Source organism: Pontiella agarivorans (genome assembly GCF_034531395.1).
In the GTDB taxonomy this organism is placed as follows: domain Bacteria; phylum Verrucomicrobiota; class Kiritimatiellia; order Kiritimatiellales; family Pontiellaceae; genus Pontiella; species Pontiella agarivorans.
On the sequence record NZ_JARVCO010000012.1, the window covers coordinates 755,006 to 770,097 of the forward strand.

The window sequence follows — 15,092 nt, forward strand, 5'->3', positions numbered from 1 at the left end:
TTCTTGCGGTCTTGGATGAAGAAACAGGATGGCAGAGAGCGGCGGTTTAAGGCAAGCCTGCAAAAAGAAAGGGCACCCGGTATCCGGGTGCCCTGAGGCAGGTTATTTGCGTGTTGCGGTTTAATTACCAGCTGATGCGCAACGCGGAGGTCAATCCGTACCCGTTGTAGTCGTCGCCGGATCCGGCGCGGTTTTTCCCATAGTTATACTCTACGGCATTCTGCCACTTCAGCTTATGGCCATAGAGGTACCAGTTGAAGCCGAGCAGGAGATTGTGAGCGGTTTCCACTTTATCCCGGTTGACGTTACGGGAGGCATAGCGGGCCATATTGACATCCACATCACCCTCGAGACTGGTCACGCCGGCATACTGCAGAACGAGCTGCAGGTTTTCTGTGAAATTGTAAAAGGGCATGATGTCGACGCCGAGCAGATCGCTCATGCCCTCGTCGGAATTGCCGATGCCGCCGGCGATGTCGGCCCAGAGACCGAGTTTTTCATTGAGCTGGGTTTTGTAGACCAGTGCTGCAATGTGGTTAAGTTTGCTGGTGCCGTATCCGCGACGGCTATCGTAGTCGGTGTCATTGAACACATAGTCCAGGCGCAGCGTACTGTTTGCTCCGACCTTGATTCCGCCGGAAAGCAGGGTGAAGTATCCGCTTTCAAAGTGCCCGAAACCGGATTCGCCGCTCGAAGAATATGCGCCGGCTTTATAGGACCCGTTTCCAACCTCCCCGTAGACTGCTGAACCGGTGAAATATTCCGTGCCGAACCAGAGGTTTCCGGCCACAATACTGCGTTCGGGAGCGATCAGTTTTTTGGACGAGGTGGCCCCGTCGAGGGTGAAGCCGGCAGACTGTTTACCCACCTTCATTTTTACTTTTGCAGACGGAGCCCAGCCGATGTACGAATCCGTTAGGCGGTTGTTGAAGGCATCCCAGTTTTCGATTTCATTCAAATCGAAATCGCCTTCAATATGAATCAGCCAGTCCTGAAAAAGCTGGGTTTTGAGGCCGAGGCGAAGACGACGCCATATCAGGTCTTCGTTGTGTTTACTGTCCCCGCCGAATGAGTAGGCATCGCCCTGCAGGCGGCCGACAAAGGCAAGCTTCTGCAGTACGGCAGCCTCGTCATTCTCATAAGCCGCTGTGCCCCAGATTTCATCGTAGACTGAACTCTCCTTGGCAACTGCAGTCAGCGCGGTCAGCACCAGTAATGCGATCATTCCCTGTATACGCTCTTTTTTCATACCTTCATCCTTCATTTGCATTTTGTTAGGTTACAGTTTTCCGGACCCTGTGAATGTCCCGTTCAACCCGCTTTTTACCGATATAATTTCTCTTTTCAGGGGTTGTGTTCGGAAAATGTTAACGAAAAATTCATTTCCTCGTTAAATATGAGCAAATGATTAGGTTCCGAGTGTTAGGGATGTATGAGCATTGCGTTAGTCGTTGATATTGGAATGAGGATTCTCGCCGACCCCCGGAGGGCCGTTCCGGGGTGAATCAGTGAGCATCGGCGACTGAATTCCACGGATTGGAAAGTATAAAAGGGGGGGGATATATAAAAAAAGGCCCCCGGTCCGGGAGCCTTTGCGTGCGGAGAATATCCGTATTAAGTTTCGCTGTTAACCACTTCCGCAATGTTGAGGGCGTGGTCTTTCATACGACGGTAGAAGTTGAGAATATCGGTGTAGGCCAGACTGAAGTAGGGCGAGGCCTCTTCTTTCTGGAGGCGGTCGATATGTTCGGCACGGATCTCTTTCATCAGTTTTGAAATGGCCGTGCCTTCCGTGCTGGCCCAAGTGAGCACGTCCGGATTATCGTCTTTCATGAATTTGTCTACTTTGATGATATAGGCAGCGACGCGGTCGTGGAGGATGAGCAGTTTTTCCTTGGCGGAACCTTCAAGGTCAAGATTGCCTGCTTTGAGTTTTTTCAGGCCTTTCAGGACATTGGTCGAGTAATCGGAGAGACTTTCATATTCGTCGGCCAGCCGCATCTGTTTATTTGCGGTGTTGGTGACTTCCATCGGAACCTGACCGGACACCATATTGCTGAGAAAGAGAAAGATTTCTTTCTGCACATTATCGAGGATTTCTTCGCGCTCGAAGATTTTGCGTTCCAGTTTTTCCGTTGTGCCGTTGTCGAGACAGGTGCGCAGCTTGGTCATCATGCCTTCCACGCTGTCGGCCATGAAGTTAAGCTGGCCTTGCGACTGCACAATACCGAGCGACGGGGTATCCAGCATGCGGACATCGAGGTAGGTGAGGTGTGCGGCTTCCTTTGTGTCCTTTTCCGGGGCCAGTTTGGTGACAAATTTAGCCAGAAAACCGATAAGCGGCAGGAAGATCAGGACATTGGCGACATTGAAGGTGGTGTGCGTGAGGGCAATGCCGGCGGTTACCAGCTGATCAAACCGTCCGGCTACTGCTTTTCCGGAATCGGTCAGAGGATCGGCCAGATTGGCATCCGCGATAATGGCCTGAATGTCACCGTCGGGAAAGAGTGTGTTGGCAAGTTCGGTGAGGGTCACGGTGGTGGGGTCGAATCCGGTTTTTACGGCAATCAAATGCGAAAGGCTGCCGATGGCCACCGGGAAAAGGGCAATAAACCAGGCGGTGCCGATGACATTAAAGAAGAAGTGGGCATAGGCGGCGCGTTTGGCGTTGGTGGTCGTGCCGATGGAGGCGAGCAGGGCGGTGACGGTGGTGCCGATATTTTCGCCCATCACCAGCGCGGCGGCGGTGCGGAATTCGATGACCCCGGTTGCGGCCAGGCCGATGGTGATCCCCAGTGTGGCCGAAGAGGATTGTACAATCATGGTCAGAATCATGCCGACCATGGCGCATTTAATGATGCCGAGGTAGCTGGTTGCCTGGAAGGCGTGGAACCAGGCCTCGAATTCCGGCAGCGTTTTAATCGGTTTAAACCCGTTTTTCATCAGTTCGAGACCAAAGAAGACCATCCCGATACCCATCAGGGTCATCCCGATGTACCGCACTCGCTGATTTTTCGAAAAGAGGAAGAAAAACGCGGCAATCCCGAGAATGGGCAGGCCGTATTTGCCGATTTTGAGCACCAGAATCCAGCCGGTGATGGTGGTGCCGATGTTGGCCCCGAGAATGACCCCGATGGCCTGCATCAGGTTCATGATGGCGGAGTTCACGAAGCCGACAACCATGACGGTGGTGACCGAGCTGGACTGCACCAGGCAGGTGACCAGAATACCGGTGGCGACACCCATGATGCGGTTGTTGGTGACCGCGCTGATCATTTTGCGCAGACGGTCGCCGGAAACCGCCTGAAGTCCTTCCGACATGTGTTTCATGCCCAGCAGAAAAATCCCCAGTCCTCCGATCACCGGAAAGACAATCTTCAAAATGAAATCGATATTCATTTACAACACCCCTGTTTGAATAAAAATTGCGCGGAGAACCTACCACATGACTAATGAAAAGCTAATAAATAATACAGCGATTTGGGACGGGAAAAGCAGACGATTTCAGTGCTCTTTAGGAATCGGAAGGTCAATGGTGAAGGTGCTGCCGGAACCGAGTTTGCTTTCAACCCGGATGGTGCCGTCGTGTGCCTGCACAATATGTTTCACGATGGAAAGGCCGAGCCCGGTTCCGCCCAGTTTACGGCTGCGGGCAGTGTCGACGCGGTAAAAACGTTCAAAGAGGCGTTCGAGGTGTTTGCGTTCAATCCCGAAACCTTCGTCTTTAACATAGATGCTGACAACGCTTTCCTTTTTTTCTGCCAGCACCAGCACTTTTTTGTTTTCTTCGGAATACTTTACCGCATTGATGATCAGATTCACCAGTGCCTGCTCCAGCAGAGGAGCGTTGATTTCAAGTTCGAGGTCCTCCGGGCAGATACAGTCGATTTTTATCTGCTTTTTCCCGGCCTGCAGCTGGCAGAGATAGATTGCGGTTTCAATGACACTTTGAAGCTTTGCGGGCTCCGTCATCACATGGCCTTCTTTCTGCTCGAGGCGGGAGAGTGTGAGCAGGTCATCGATGATATTATTCAGACGCCCGGCCTGCTGACTGATAATTTCGAGGAAGCGGAGAATATTGGGTTCGTGGTTCCAGTCATCGGAAAGCAGCGTTTCCACAAAACCTTTAATCGAGGTGATCGGGGTTTTGAGTTCGTGCGATACATTGGCCACAAAGTCGGACCGCACCGTCTCGAGGTGACGCAGTTGAGTAACATCGCGCAGAACCACCAAAGCCCCGATGGCGGCGTTCTCGGCATCCCAGAGTACGGTTCCGCGGACCTGAATCTGTTTCTCCACATCACCGATCAGGGCCATATCCCGGCTGATTGCACGCTGTGAGCCCAGCAAAGCCTTAATGAATTCCTGAAGATTGGCATATCGGATCACCTGCTGAACAATTTCCCGTTTCACTTTATGATGATCCACGCCCAGAATTTCGCCGGCGACCCGGTTCATATGGATGATGCGTTCTTTTTTATCAATGGCCAGAACGCCTTCATCCATAGAGGATAATACCGCATTCTGTTCATTTCGCTGCTCGTTCAGTGTAGTGAGCGTTTTATCCAGCTGTTCCGACATGGTGTTGAGTGATTCCGCCAACTCATCGAGTTCAAGCGCCTGCTGGCGAGGCACGCGCTGGATGAAATCGCCAGCGGCAAAGCGCCGGGCGGCCTGGCCCATGCCGCGGAGCGGATAGGTGATGCGGCGAACCATGATCACGCAGACCACCATGGCCAGAATACCGGCCAGAACCGAAACCACCAGAACACGAACGGTCATGGCATCCAGTTCTTTTTCGATATCGGTCATCGGGAGCGCCGCGCGTACGGCGCAGAGGGTTTCCTGATTTTCATTTTTCAGCGGAACGGCAATATACATCATGTCCTGCCTGACCGTACGGCTGAAGCGGGTATCCATTCCGGGATCACCGGCCAGGGCCATGCGGATTTCCGGCCGGTCATCATGCGGTTCGATTTCCTGCACCTTTTTATTGGAATCGCCGACGACCTTCCCGTCGGGCAGCACAATCGTGAAACGGGTCTGTGAGGAAGAACCGACCGTTTTACAGAGGGCATCGATCTGAGCCGTTTCATCCTGCAGATGAAAATCTTTAATCTGTTCGGAAAGCAAGGTGGCCCGGGTGAGAATATCTTTTTCCAGGGCCTGGAAATAAAGATTCTGCATGGAGTGGAAGGCATACAGGGCCACCACAAGAATGGCACCCGCTATCAATATCCAGTACGAGGGCAGCAGCAGCCAGAACAGATGTTTTTTTTTCATTACCGTTTTTCGGCCTATTCTTCTTCTTTGAAGCGGTATCCGATGCCGCGGACCGTTTCGATATATTTTCCGGCCGCAGCCAGCTTTTTGCGGAGGCCGACAATCTGGACATCCACTGAGCGGTCTGTGACCGGATAATCTTCGCCGTGAACGGCATCCACAATCTGGTAACGTGTGAAAACACGACCGGGCTGCTGGGCCAGCAGCTGGAGCACTTTAAATTCGGTAAAGGTGAGGGTCACGTCCTTTCCATCGACCTCAACCTTATGGCGGCCGATATCCACCGTGATATTATGGATATTAATCAGCTCTTCATTGGCGGCCGGTTTTGAAGCCGATATGCGGCGCAGGGCGGCTTTCACCCGGGCCAGAAGGACACGCGGACTGAACGGTTTGGTGATATAGTCATCGGCACCCAGTTCAAGGCCGGTCACGATATCCGCTTCTTCACAGAGCGCGGTCAGCATAATAATCGGAATGCGCTCCGTCTTGGGATCGGCTTTGAGTTTTTTACAGACTTCAAGGCCGTCGGCCCCCGGCAGCATGATATCCAGCAGGATCAGGTCGGGCTTGAACTGCTGGGCTGTGGTTAAACCTTCTTCTCCGGAATCCACCACCTTCACGCGATATTTGCTGCGCTCCAGATTGAACTGTAAAAGTTCCTGAATCGGTGCTTCGTCCTCAACAACCAGAATTTTAATCTTTTCCATGGCGTCAATGTTTCGCATTTACCGAATGCTAACAATCTTTAAAATGTTAGAAAACGGTTAAAGCCGTATTGCAGTTGTTAATCTGAGGGGGATGAGAAAATGCATCGGATGGGGTTAAGTAAAGGGATGCGTTAACAGCAATTTGTAATAGGCGAAAACAGTCGTAACAGTAAAGGTAACTACTTACTTGTAGTAAGATATAAACAAAGATGCCATCAAGCAAGCCGTGGTGGGAATTTGAGACGCTGACGGCTACTCAGGGAAATGTAACAAATCGAATTGGGTCTGCCTGCATTTGCACCTTCGGGCAACGCGTCAGATGCGTTTTCAACGCGCATTAAATAGCATCTGAAGAAGCTGCATGATGCCGAATACCCTAAGGAATCGGCGTCACCAAAGGGAGTCGCTGGATGGTGACGGGTTCGTTGGAAAATGGTTTCCAAACATTGGAAATCGAGGGTTCATATTTCTGACCTTATTTTTCCATCTCTCACTTATGCACGACGGATTTCTGTGCGCCGATCCAGCCTTCGCGGCCGGGGAGGACGCGCTGGACGATGGCGTCGGAGGGCAGATTTTCCAATGATTGGAACAGAGTGCCGCAGGGAACGATTTCGATATTCCGCTCGGCGGCTTTGGTCAGGAAGTCGTCAAATAGGTCGCTACAGACGATACCTTCCACCTCGGCGTGAATCGTCAGTACATTGAGTTGGTCCGGTTTGATGAGCGACAGGATGTGCTCGTTGAAATTGTCGTTGGTGATGCCGTCGCGTCCGATGATTTCATCGTAGGTCGGAATGTTGACGGGGACCTGCGGTTGTTTCAGGCGCTGCCCGTTCACGGTCGGCATGAACAGGGAGGAGCCCCGGCAGTCGCTGTTGTATTCGAACGGGAAACGCTCTTTCTGCAGTAAAACCTCATCGGTGGTTTTCCAGCCGGGGGTGGCGGAACAGGTCGGCGCCGTGCCGCAGATTTCCGTCAGCAGCTTTACCCCTTTTTCCAGATGCTGGAAAATATCGTTGGCGCTCATCCGGTCGAGCTTCGCCTGCCACGCGTGGTGATCCCACGCATGCAGACCGATCTCGTGGCCTTCGTCGGCTGACCGTTTAATTTCGGACGCGCACTTTTTTCCGATAATCGGTCCGGGGAAAAAGGTGCCGCGCAGGAGGATGTCCCAGCCGTAGAGGCTGGTGGCATTGCTGCGTAGCATTTTGATGAGGAAGGCGGGTTTGAGCAGCCGCCAGAGATGGCGACCCATGTTGTCGGGCCCGACCGAAAAAAAGAACGAGCCCTTTACGCCGTGCTTTGCCAGCGTATCGCAAAGGGCGGGCACCCCGAGCCGGGTGCCGCGCAGCGTGTCGACGTCTATGCGCAGCCCCAGTTTCAAGCCATCACCTCTTCATCCTGGAATTCACCCAGTTCAATAGCCTGCTGAAGGAAAAAGTCGAGCGTTTTGGCAATCGAGTCCTCCAGCCCGGTGGAGGGAGCCCAGTCGAGGCAGCGTTTGGCGTTGGCAATGCTGGGGACGCGGCGCTGCATGTCCTGATAGCCTTTGCCGTAGTAGATGCCGCTCTCCACCTTCACCATGCCGGCGAACGGCGGAAACTTATTCCGCAAGGGATGAGCATCGAACTGTTTCACCAGAATGTCGGCCATCTCCTTGATGCTGGCCTCGTTGTCGGGGAAGCCGATGTTGATGATCTTTCCGCTGCATTTTCCGTCTTTGTTTTCAATGATCCGGAACAGCGCTTCGATGGCTTCATCGACATCGATAAAGCACCGTTTCTGCTCGCCGCCGTCGATCAACTGAATCGGGGCGCCCTGGCAGAGGTTAAGGATCAGCTGGGTGATGGCGCGCGAGGAGCCGATACGGGCCGACATAAGAGTGTCGAGACGCGGGCCGATCCAGTTGAAGGGACGAAAGAGGGTAAAGTCGAGCCCCTCATTTTCTCCGTAGGCCCAGATGACGCGGTCGAGCATCTGTTTGATGCACGAATAGATCCAGCGCTGCTTATTGATCGGGCCGAGCACCAACGGCGATTCCTCTTCGTCGAATTGTTCGTCGGGGCACATGCCATAGACTTCCGAAGTGGACGGGAAGAGAATACGTTTTTTGTATTTCACGCAACTGCGCACAATCCGCAGGTTTTCTTCGAAATCCAGTTCAAATACTTTCAGCGGATTGCGGGTGTATTCAATCGGCGTGGCAATGGCGACGAGCGGAATGATGATATCGCACTTGCGGATGTGGTATTCGATCCATTCGTTGTGGATCGAGACATCACCTTCGCGGAAGTGGAAAGAGGGATGATTCATCAGATGTTCGATGTAGGTGTTGCGCAGGTCGAGGCCGTAGACCTCGTATTTGCCATCGGCCAGCAGGCGGTCGGACAGGTGGCTGCCGATGAACCCGTTGACGCCGAGAATGAGGACGCTCTTGCGGCGGGTCTGTTCGTGTCTGATTTTGGGGTTGGGTCCGAACTTCATGTTGGGCAGCAGGTGGGCATCCGCGGCGAGCTGGCTGCCGCCTTCGAGTACGCCGCCTTCCATCTGTCCGCTTTCTATCCATAGGGCACTGTCGCCGCAGACGATAACCAGCGGGTCGGCACTGAGGATGGTGCCCGGTACGGCGGCGGATACCCGGGGTTCGACCGACGCTTTCCAGAAATAGAATTTGCGGTCGCCGATGAAGGAGAAGGCTCCGGGGTAGGGGCGGGTGACGGCGCGGATGAGGTTGCGGATCTGCACCGCACCCATTTCCCAGTTGATTTCTCCGTCGGCCGGTTTACGGCCACCGAAATAGGAGGATTTGGAATGATCCTGCGGAGTGCGGTCCGCGGTGCCGTCCTTGATTTTCGGAAGGGTTTCGAGCAGCAGGTCGCGGGCGCTGTTTCCCAGTTTGCCGAAGAGGGTTTTTGCAGTATCGTTGTCATCAATCGCAATGCGGTTCTGAGCAATAATGTCGCCATCGTCGGGTTTGAGGGTCATGTAGTGCAGGGTTACGCCGGTTTCGGTTTCACCGTTGGCCAGCACCCAGTTAACCGGGCATCGCCCGCGGTAGGCCGGCAGCAGCGAGCCGTGGAGGTTGATGCAGCCTTTCGGGGGAATGTACAGAATCTCCTGCTTTACCAGATCGCGGTAGTAGAACGAAAAGATTACCTCCGGGCGCAGGTCACGGATTTTCTGCACGATCAGTGGATGATTGATGTCCTCGGGGGCATAGACCGGAACCCCGAGTCCGGCCGCTTTTTCGGCCACGGAATCAAACCAGGTATTTTCATTCGGGTTGTCGACGTGGGTGAAGACGGCGGCTATTTCATAGCCCGATTCGCGTAAGGCTTCGATGCCTTCGCAACCGATGGAATGGTATGCCAGAACGACAGTTTTCATACGTATTGTTCCTTTGGGGATGAATGATTTTCGCGACCGACAACGGTGCGGACAAAATAGCGGGGACGGTCGCGGACATCGTGGTAGATGCGGCCGATGTATTCGCCGAGCAGGCCGAGACCAATGAACTGCGCCCCGACAAAGACGAACAGGATGGCAAAGAGGGTGAACACGCCTTCGGCCGCCCAGGCCGGTCCATGCAAGAGACGCAGGACAAGGATTAGGGTGCCCAGTCCGATTCCAAAGGCAGAGATCATACCGCCGATCACACTCAATACGCGCAACGGGAAGGTGGTAATGCTGGTGAGCAGATCGAACTGGAGATTGATCAGCTTCCAGAAACTGTACTTCGAATCGCCGTCGGCACGCTCGCTGTGACCCACCGGTATCTCCGTGACCCTGTGGGCGAAAGTGTTAGCGAGTACGGGAATAAAGGTGCTTCGTTCGCGGCACTGGAGCATAGTTTTCACGATTTCACGGGTGTAGCCGCGAAGCATGCATCCGTAGTCGTGCATCAGCACGCCGGTTGTTTTCTGTACCATTTTGTTGACCATGCGGGACGGCAGCGTGCGGAAAAAGGAGTCCTGCCGGTTTTGCCGGACCGTGCCGACCACGTCATAGCCCTCTAGCATCTTTTTGACGACGTTGGGGATTTCCTCCGGCGGATTCTGCAGGTCGGCATCCAGGGTGATGATCAACTCTCCCTGGGCCTGGGCGAAGCCGGCCATGACGGCGGCATGCTGGCCATAGTTGCGGTTGAGCAGCACGCCCACTACTTTGCCTCCGAATGTTTCGGCGGCTTCGCTAATCATCAGGGCGGAGTCATCGCGGCTTCCGTCATCGACCAGAATGATTTCATAGGGAATATACATGTCGTCGCACGCGATGATGCTGCGGCGGATCAGTTCGGGCAGGTTTTCCTGCTCGTTGTAGACGGGGATGACGATGGATGCTTTCATGGGTCAGCCTTTTTTCAGTACGGTTTTGATGGCAGCCACGACGTCATCCACATCCGAGTCCTGCATAGACGGACAGAGCGGCAGGGAACAGATGCGGTCGGAATTCCATTCTGTTTCCGGCAGCATACCGGGGTGGCATCCGAAGGTTTCAGTGTAGTATTTCTGCAAGTGGACGGCGCGGAAGTGGAGGCCGGTTCCAATGTTCTGCTCCTTGAGCGCGGCCATGAAGGCATCGCGTTCCAGCCCGGCCTTGTAGATGTCGAGCCGGACGATGAACAGGTGCCAGGCGTGCGTATGGGGGTAGGCGGGAAATTTCAAGGGTTGGATTTCGGGAAGGTCAGCCAGTTTTTCGTGGTAGCGGGTGACCAGTTCCGTGCGCCGAGTGTTAAAGGCGTCCAACCGTTCGAGTTGACCGAGGCCGAGCACGGCAGAGATGTCAGTCAGGTTATATTTATAGCCTGGTTGGATCACCTGCGCCTGCGGGGTCCGCCCCTTAATCTGGCGATCAAAGGCGTCGACGCCGAGGCCATGGAACTTGAGTGATTTTACTTTATCCAGCAGTTCGGAGTTATCGGAACAAACCATGCCGCCTTCTGCCGTCGTCATGTTTTTGATGGGATGGAAGGAAAAGATGCAGGTGCCTTTTTTGCCGATGCGCTCGCCTTTGTATTCGGTGCCGGCCGCATGGGCGGCATCTTCGATCAAGGCAATACCGTGTTCTGTGGCCAGTTCGCGGATCGGGTCCATATCGACTGGGGCCCCGGCATAGTGGACCGGAATGATGACTTTTGTTTTTTCGGTGATCAACGGCTCAACGGTTGCGCGGGAAACCATGAGCGTATCCCGATCAATGTCGGCAAAGACGGGCGTGGCTCCGAGCAGGCAGATCAGGTTGACGGTGGAGACCCACGTCATGGACGGCGTGATGACTTCATCGCCCGCTCCGACTTCAAGAGCCTGGAGTACGCAGTGCATACCGCCGGTGGCCGAGGCTACGGCGACCGCGCCTTCAGCGCCGCAGTAGGATGCAAAAGCGGCTTCGAATTTTGCGCAGTTCGGGCCGGTGGTAATCCATCCGGAGCGGAGCACATCGGCCACGGCGAAAATCTCCTCATCGGAAACGGACGGTGTGGAAAAAGGAAGAAATGAGGTGCGCATAGTTAGTTCTCCGGGGTGTCGGTAGTGAGGGGCTCATAGACTGCAAACCAGGTTTTCCGCCATTGCCGCTCGAAATTGGGAGGGGGTAGCTTGGCCCGATCGGGATCGCCGGGTTTTGATCGGATAGCCAGTGCGACCCGCCGGTCGCCGCGTTTTTGGATAAGTTCCTGCAATTCCGGCGTGGTTGCCAGATAGCGGTGTTCGGAATCCGGATAGGAGAGTCCATACGTCAGTTCTCCTTTTCCTTGGTACAGGTAGACATCGTCCCGTTTGTACACGTAGCAGACGGCGTGCACGGTTTTAGGATTTGCGACCAGGACTGTATGGGCTGTGATTCGGTCGTTTTCTGATTCGAGAAAGCCTTGAATGCCGAGGCTTTCGGAGATGTCTCTGGGCGCGCAGATTTGGGCCGAAATAAAGAGGATGCCCGCCGAGATTCCCAAGCGTACGACCTTCCGTCTGCCTTGCTCACTTTTATAGGCGCTGATCAGAAAGGCCAATGCCGCAGAACATCCCATCAGCAACCCCGTCACTTTTAGGCCGAAGTGCGTGTCGAGCGGGGGGAGCAACTGAAAAGCATTTAAGCCGACAATAATCGGCAGCGCAACCAGCAACACTCCGACGATGGTCGCCATCAGGATGATTCCGACCTGAAGTGATTTCTGCTTCCGCTGTTCTTCAAAACGGTCAACCAACGCCCAGGCCAGTAAAAGGGAGAACGGGGCGAAGCAGGGTAAAATATAGGTGCCCAGTTTTCCGGATGACGCCGAGAAAAAAAGAAACGGAGCGATCAGCCAGCACAGGGCAAACTGAACCAGGGGTTCGCGAAGGCGGCGCCGCAACAGGTCGCGCAAAGGCATGGGGGCAATGAATATCCAGGGAATGGCTCCCCCGATAAACACGGGAATGAAATACCAGAAGGGATTTTCGTGTTGCGCATGTCCTTTGGAGCAGAATCGACGAATATGCTCTTCCCAGAAAAAATAGTGCCAGAAGTCGGTTTCTTTTGCGGCCACCGCCAAGCACCACGGTAGCGCAACGGCAATCGCGGTAAACAGCGGTATCCAGGGCAGTACAAACAGCTGTTTCCATTGGCGGCGAATCAGCAGGTAGGGGACGGTCACTACCACGGGCACGGCCAGCGCGATGAAGCCTTTCACCAGAAAGGCGCACCCCGCAAAAACTCCGGTGAGTGCCAGCAGGGCCAGCTTCTTTTTTCCAGTGGTGTTCAGGGCGGTATACAGGCTGCAGAGCGTTAAGGTAATAAAGCCGGTGACCATACTGTCCAGCACGCTGAACGTACCGACTCCCATAATTTCGCCACAGGTCATAAAAAGGAACGCTCCGAGCGCAGCCATTTGTGGGCCCCGTTCGCGTTTCATGAGTAAAAACAGTGCAAAGGCGCCCAGCCCCGTCGCCAAGGCCGACATCAGCCGAACGGCAAAATTCGTTTCTCCGAAAATTCCCATGGCGAGTGCGTTGAGCGCATGGCCGCCGGCGGGTTTTTCGAAATAACGCAGGCCATTGAGTCGCGGAACAATGAAGTCGCCTGAGTCGAGCATTTCGCGGGCAATTTCGCCATAGCGCATTTCATCGGGAACCGAGAGTTGACGGAAATTCAGTGGAAGCAGGTAAACAAGAGCAAAAACTGCGAGCAGTTTTATGAACGTTTGTTTCATAGAACAGGATGGGTCGGGGTTGAGGTCTGAATACTTCAGGCGGCAGAGAAAATGAGTTCCCGGCATTTAACATTCACGGTTTCGACAGGGAGTTGTTTAAAGCTTTCGGGATCGTTGGCCTGGATGACCCATTCGTTATGTTGATACAGGTTGGCCTGTCCGGGAGAACAACCGTTAATGAGCATCAATACGCGTTTATTTTGGGCCATGGCGAGGTGAATCATTCCGGTATCTCCTCCGATGATGAGCGAAGAAAGGTGCATCAAACCGGCGGAAACCAAAAGGGGGGTGTTGCTGAAGGCAGGGAAGCCTCTTTCCCGGGCCAGTTCCAGATTCGGGGCATCATTCGGTCCACCGCCGAATAGAACTTGAATGCCCTGATCCCGCCAATATTCAGCGACAGCTATATAGTTCATGAAGGGCCAGTTTTTTCTTTCGTTGCTGGTGAAGGGCTGGATATACAAACTGGGTTTTTCAGGGTCCAGTTGTGTTTTTTCGAACAACGCCTTTGCCTGGTTAATCGCATCTTCGGGAATGGAAAATTGGTTTTCGGGTTCCGACATACGGATCCCGCAGGTTCGCAGTAATAAAAGGTCCCGCTCGATGGGATGCAGATTCGTGTTACGTGGAATGCTCTGGGTGTATGCCCATTTCCGGCCCCGGCTGTAAATGCTGCCCCATCGTTTCGGAGCACCGGTTAACCAGGAGAACCAGGCCGTTTCCCCATAGCCCTGCAAATCGACCACCAATGAAAATCTTCCTGCACGGAGGCGGTAAATCAGCCGGAATAATTCCGGTAGCGCCCGCAACGGGTCTGTAATCGCTTTCTGATCGAGGGTGAGAATCTCATCCACCTCTTTAAATCCTTCGAGCAGGGCGGAATTCGAACTGCGGGTGAGGTAGGTGATGCGGGCGTCGGGATAGTGTTCCCGCACCGCATGAACGGCGGGCAGGGTAAGGACGATATCTCCGATGGACCGCAGACGAATGATTAAAATATTGGCGCGCTTTTTCATGGTTTAGCTCCCATTGGTTCCGCGTCAGATGATTGAGTTTCCGCGGTCTTGTTCATGGAGGGAACGTAGTGCCGGGATATCTCGAGAGGCAATTTCAGGAACTTAACCATTTCGTCATGTTCGGTTGATTGCGCTGGTCTGGGTTATGCAGGTATATACTATGCCTTTCGAGAGGAAGGGCGGTTCGTGGATATATTATTGATAGAAGATGATCAAAAAATTGCTTTGTTTGTGCTGAAAGGGTTGCGGCAGGCGGGCTACACCGCTGAGCATGCCCCCCGCGGTGACGACGGATTGCAGATGGCACTGGCGGGGAATCACTCGTTGCTCATTGTCGATCTCATGCTGCCCGGCCTGGATGGACTTCAGATTATTCAGCAGTTCAGGGATGCCCGGCGGAATACGCCGATTCTGATTCTGAGTGCTAAAAGCGATATTGAGGACCGTGTGCTGGGTTTACGTGCAGGGGCTGATGATTATCTGGTAAAACCGTTTTCTTTTGCGGAACTGCTGGCCCGGGTTGAAGCGCGCCTGCGCCGCTACGATCAGCATCCGCCGGCGGAACTCTGTGTGGCTAATCTCAGGGTGGATATTCTTCGGAATAAGGTCTATCGGGATGACGATGAAATTTTGCTCCAACCCTTGGAATACATGTTGTTGGTTTATCTGATGCGTCAGGAGAATCGGGTGGTTTCAAAGGATACGATTCTGCAACAGGTCTGGCAGTATAATGCGGGCTCGCAGACCAATGTGGTGGAGGCCCGGATTTGCCAACTGCGGGAAAAAATTGACCGGGCCTATCAGCCGAAACTGATTCATACGATAAGGGGGGCGGGCTATGCGCTCACCATCAAAGACCAGTAAAAGCCGATCCTTTCGTTTTCGGATGGTGCGGTA

11 protein-coding genes are annotated in these 15,092 nt (G+C 53.9%); 1 reads left to right on the top strand and 10 read right to left on the bottom strand.

The genetic code is table 11. From position 1 onward, the window contains the following. Positions 1-124: 124 nt before the first annotated feature. From P9H32_RS16060 to P9H32_RS16105, 10 genes are all read right to left on the bottom strand, one after another. Complete coding sequence (locus P9H32_RS16060) at positions 125-1,249, bottom strand: porin (protein ID WP_322609934.1); 1,125 nt, start codon at positions 1,247-1,249, stop codon at positions 125-127. Positions 1,250-1,614: 365 nt separating this feature from the next. Further along, a complete protein-coding gene (locus P9H32_RS16065) occupies positions 1,615-3,399 on the bottom strand; it encodes a Na/Pi cotransporter family protein (protein WP_322609935.1) in 1,785 nt (594 codons plus the stop codon). Between the two features lie 105 nt (positions 3,400-3,504). Beyond that, positions 3,505-5,283: a two-component system histidine kinase PnpS gene (gene pnpS, locus P9H32_RS16070; RefSeq protein WP_322609936.1), complete on the bottom strand. Its 1,779-nt coding sequence runs from the start codon at positions 5,281-5,283 to the stop codon at positions 3,505-3,507. A gap of 14 nt (positions 5,284-5,297) precedes the next feature. Further along, on the bottom strand, positions 5,298-6,011 hold the full coding sequence (locus P9H32_RS16075; RefSeq protein ID WP_322609937.1) for a response regulator transcription factor: 714 nt from the start codon (positions 6,009-6,011) through the stop codon (positions 5,298-5,300). 472 nt (positions 6,012-6,483) lie between these two features. Further along, on the bottom strand, positions 6,484-7,380 hold the full coding sequence (gene arnD, locus P9H32_RS16080; protein WP_322609938.1) for a 4-deoxy-4-formamido-L-arabinose-phosphoundecaprenol deformylase: 897 nt from the start codon (positions 7,378-7,380) through the stop codon (positions 6,484-6,486). Beyond that, positions 7,377-9,383 (bottom strand): bifunctional UDP-4-amino-4-deoxy-L-arabinose formyltransferase/UDP-glucuronic acid oxidase ArnA, encoded by a 2,007-nt coding sequence (arnA, locus tag P9H32_RS16085; protein ID WP_322609939.1) that lies wholly within the window; start codon positions 9,381-9,383, stop codon positions 7,377-7,379. Before arnA ends, arnD begins: the two co-directional genes overlap by 4 nt. Next, a complete protein-coding gene (locus tag P9H32_RS16090; RefSeq protein WP_322609940.1) occupies positions 9,380-10,342 on the bottom strand; it encodes a glycosyltransferase in 963 nt (320 codons plus the stop codon). Before P9H32_RS16090 ends, arnA begins: the two co-directional genes overlap by 4 nt. Before the next feature lie 3 nt (positions 10,343-10,345). Further along, positions 10,346-11,500, bottom strand: a complete 1,155-nt coding sequence (locus P9H32_RS16095; RefSeq protein ID WP_322609941.1) for an aminotransferase class I/II-fold pyridoxal phosphate-dependent enzyme — start codon at positions 11,498-11,500, stop codon at positions 10,346-10,348. Positions 11,501-11,502: 2 nt separating this feature from the next. Continuing rightward, entirely contained in the window at positions 11,503-13,179 is a 1,677-nt protein-coding gene (locus tag P9H32_RS16100) for a phospholipid carrier-dependent glycosyltransferase (RefSeq protein WP_322609942.1), read from the bottom strand. Positions 13,180-13,214: 35 nt separating this feature from the next. After that, positions 13,215-14,195: a glycosyltransferase family 9 protein gene (locus tag P9H32_RS16105; protein WP_322609943.1), complete on the bottom strand. Its 981-nt coding sequence runs from the start codon at positions 14,193-14,195 to the stop codon at positions 13,215-13,217. A 186-nt stretch (positions 14,196-14,381) separates the two neighbouring features. Between P9H32_RS16105 and P9H32_RS16110 the strand changes: the two genes are divergently transcribed. Continuing rightward, on the top strand, positions 14,382-15,059 hold the full coding sequence (locus P9H32_RS16110; RefSeq protein ID WP_322609944.1) for a response regulator: 678 nt from the start codon (positions 14,382-14,384) through the stop codon (positions 15,057-15,059). The last annotated feature ends 33 nt before the right edge of the window (positions 15,060-15,092 follow it).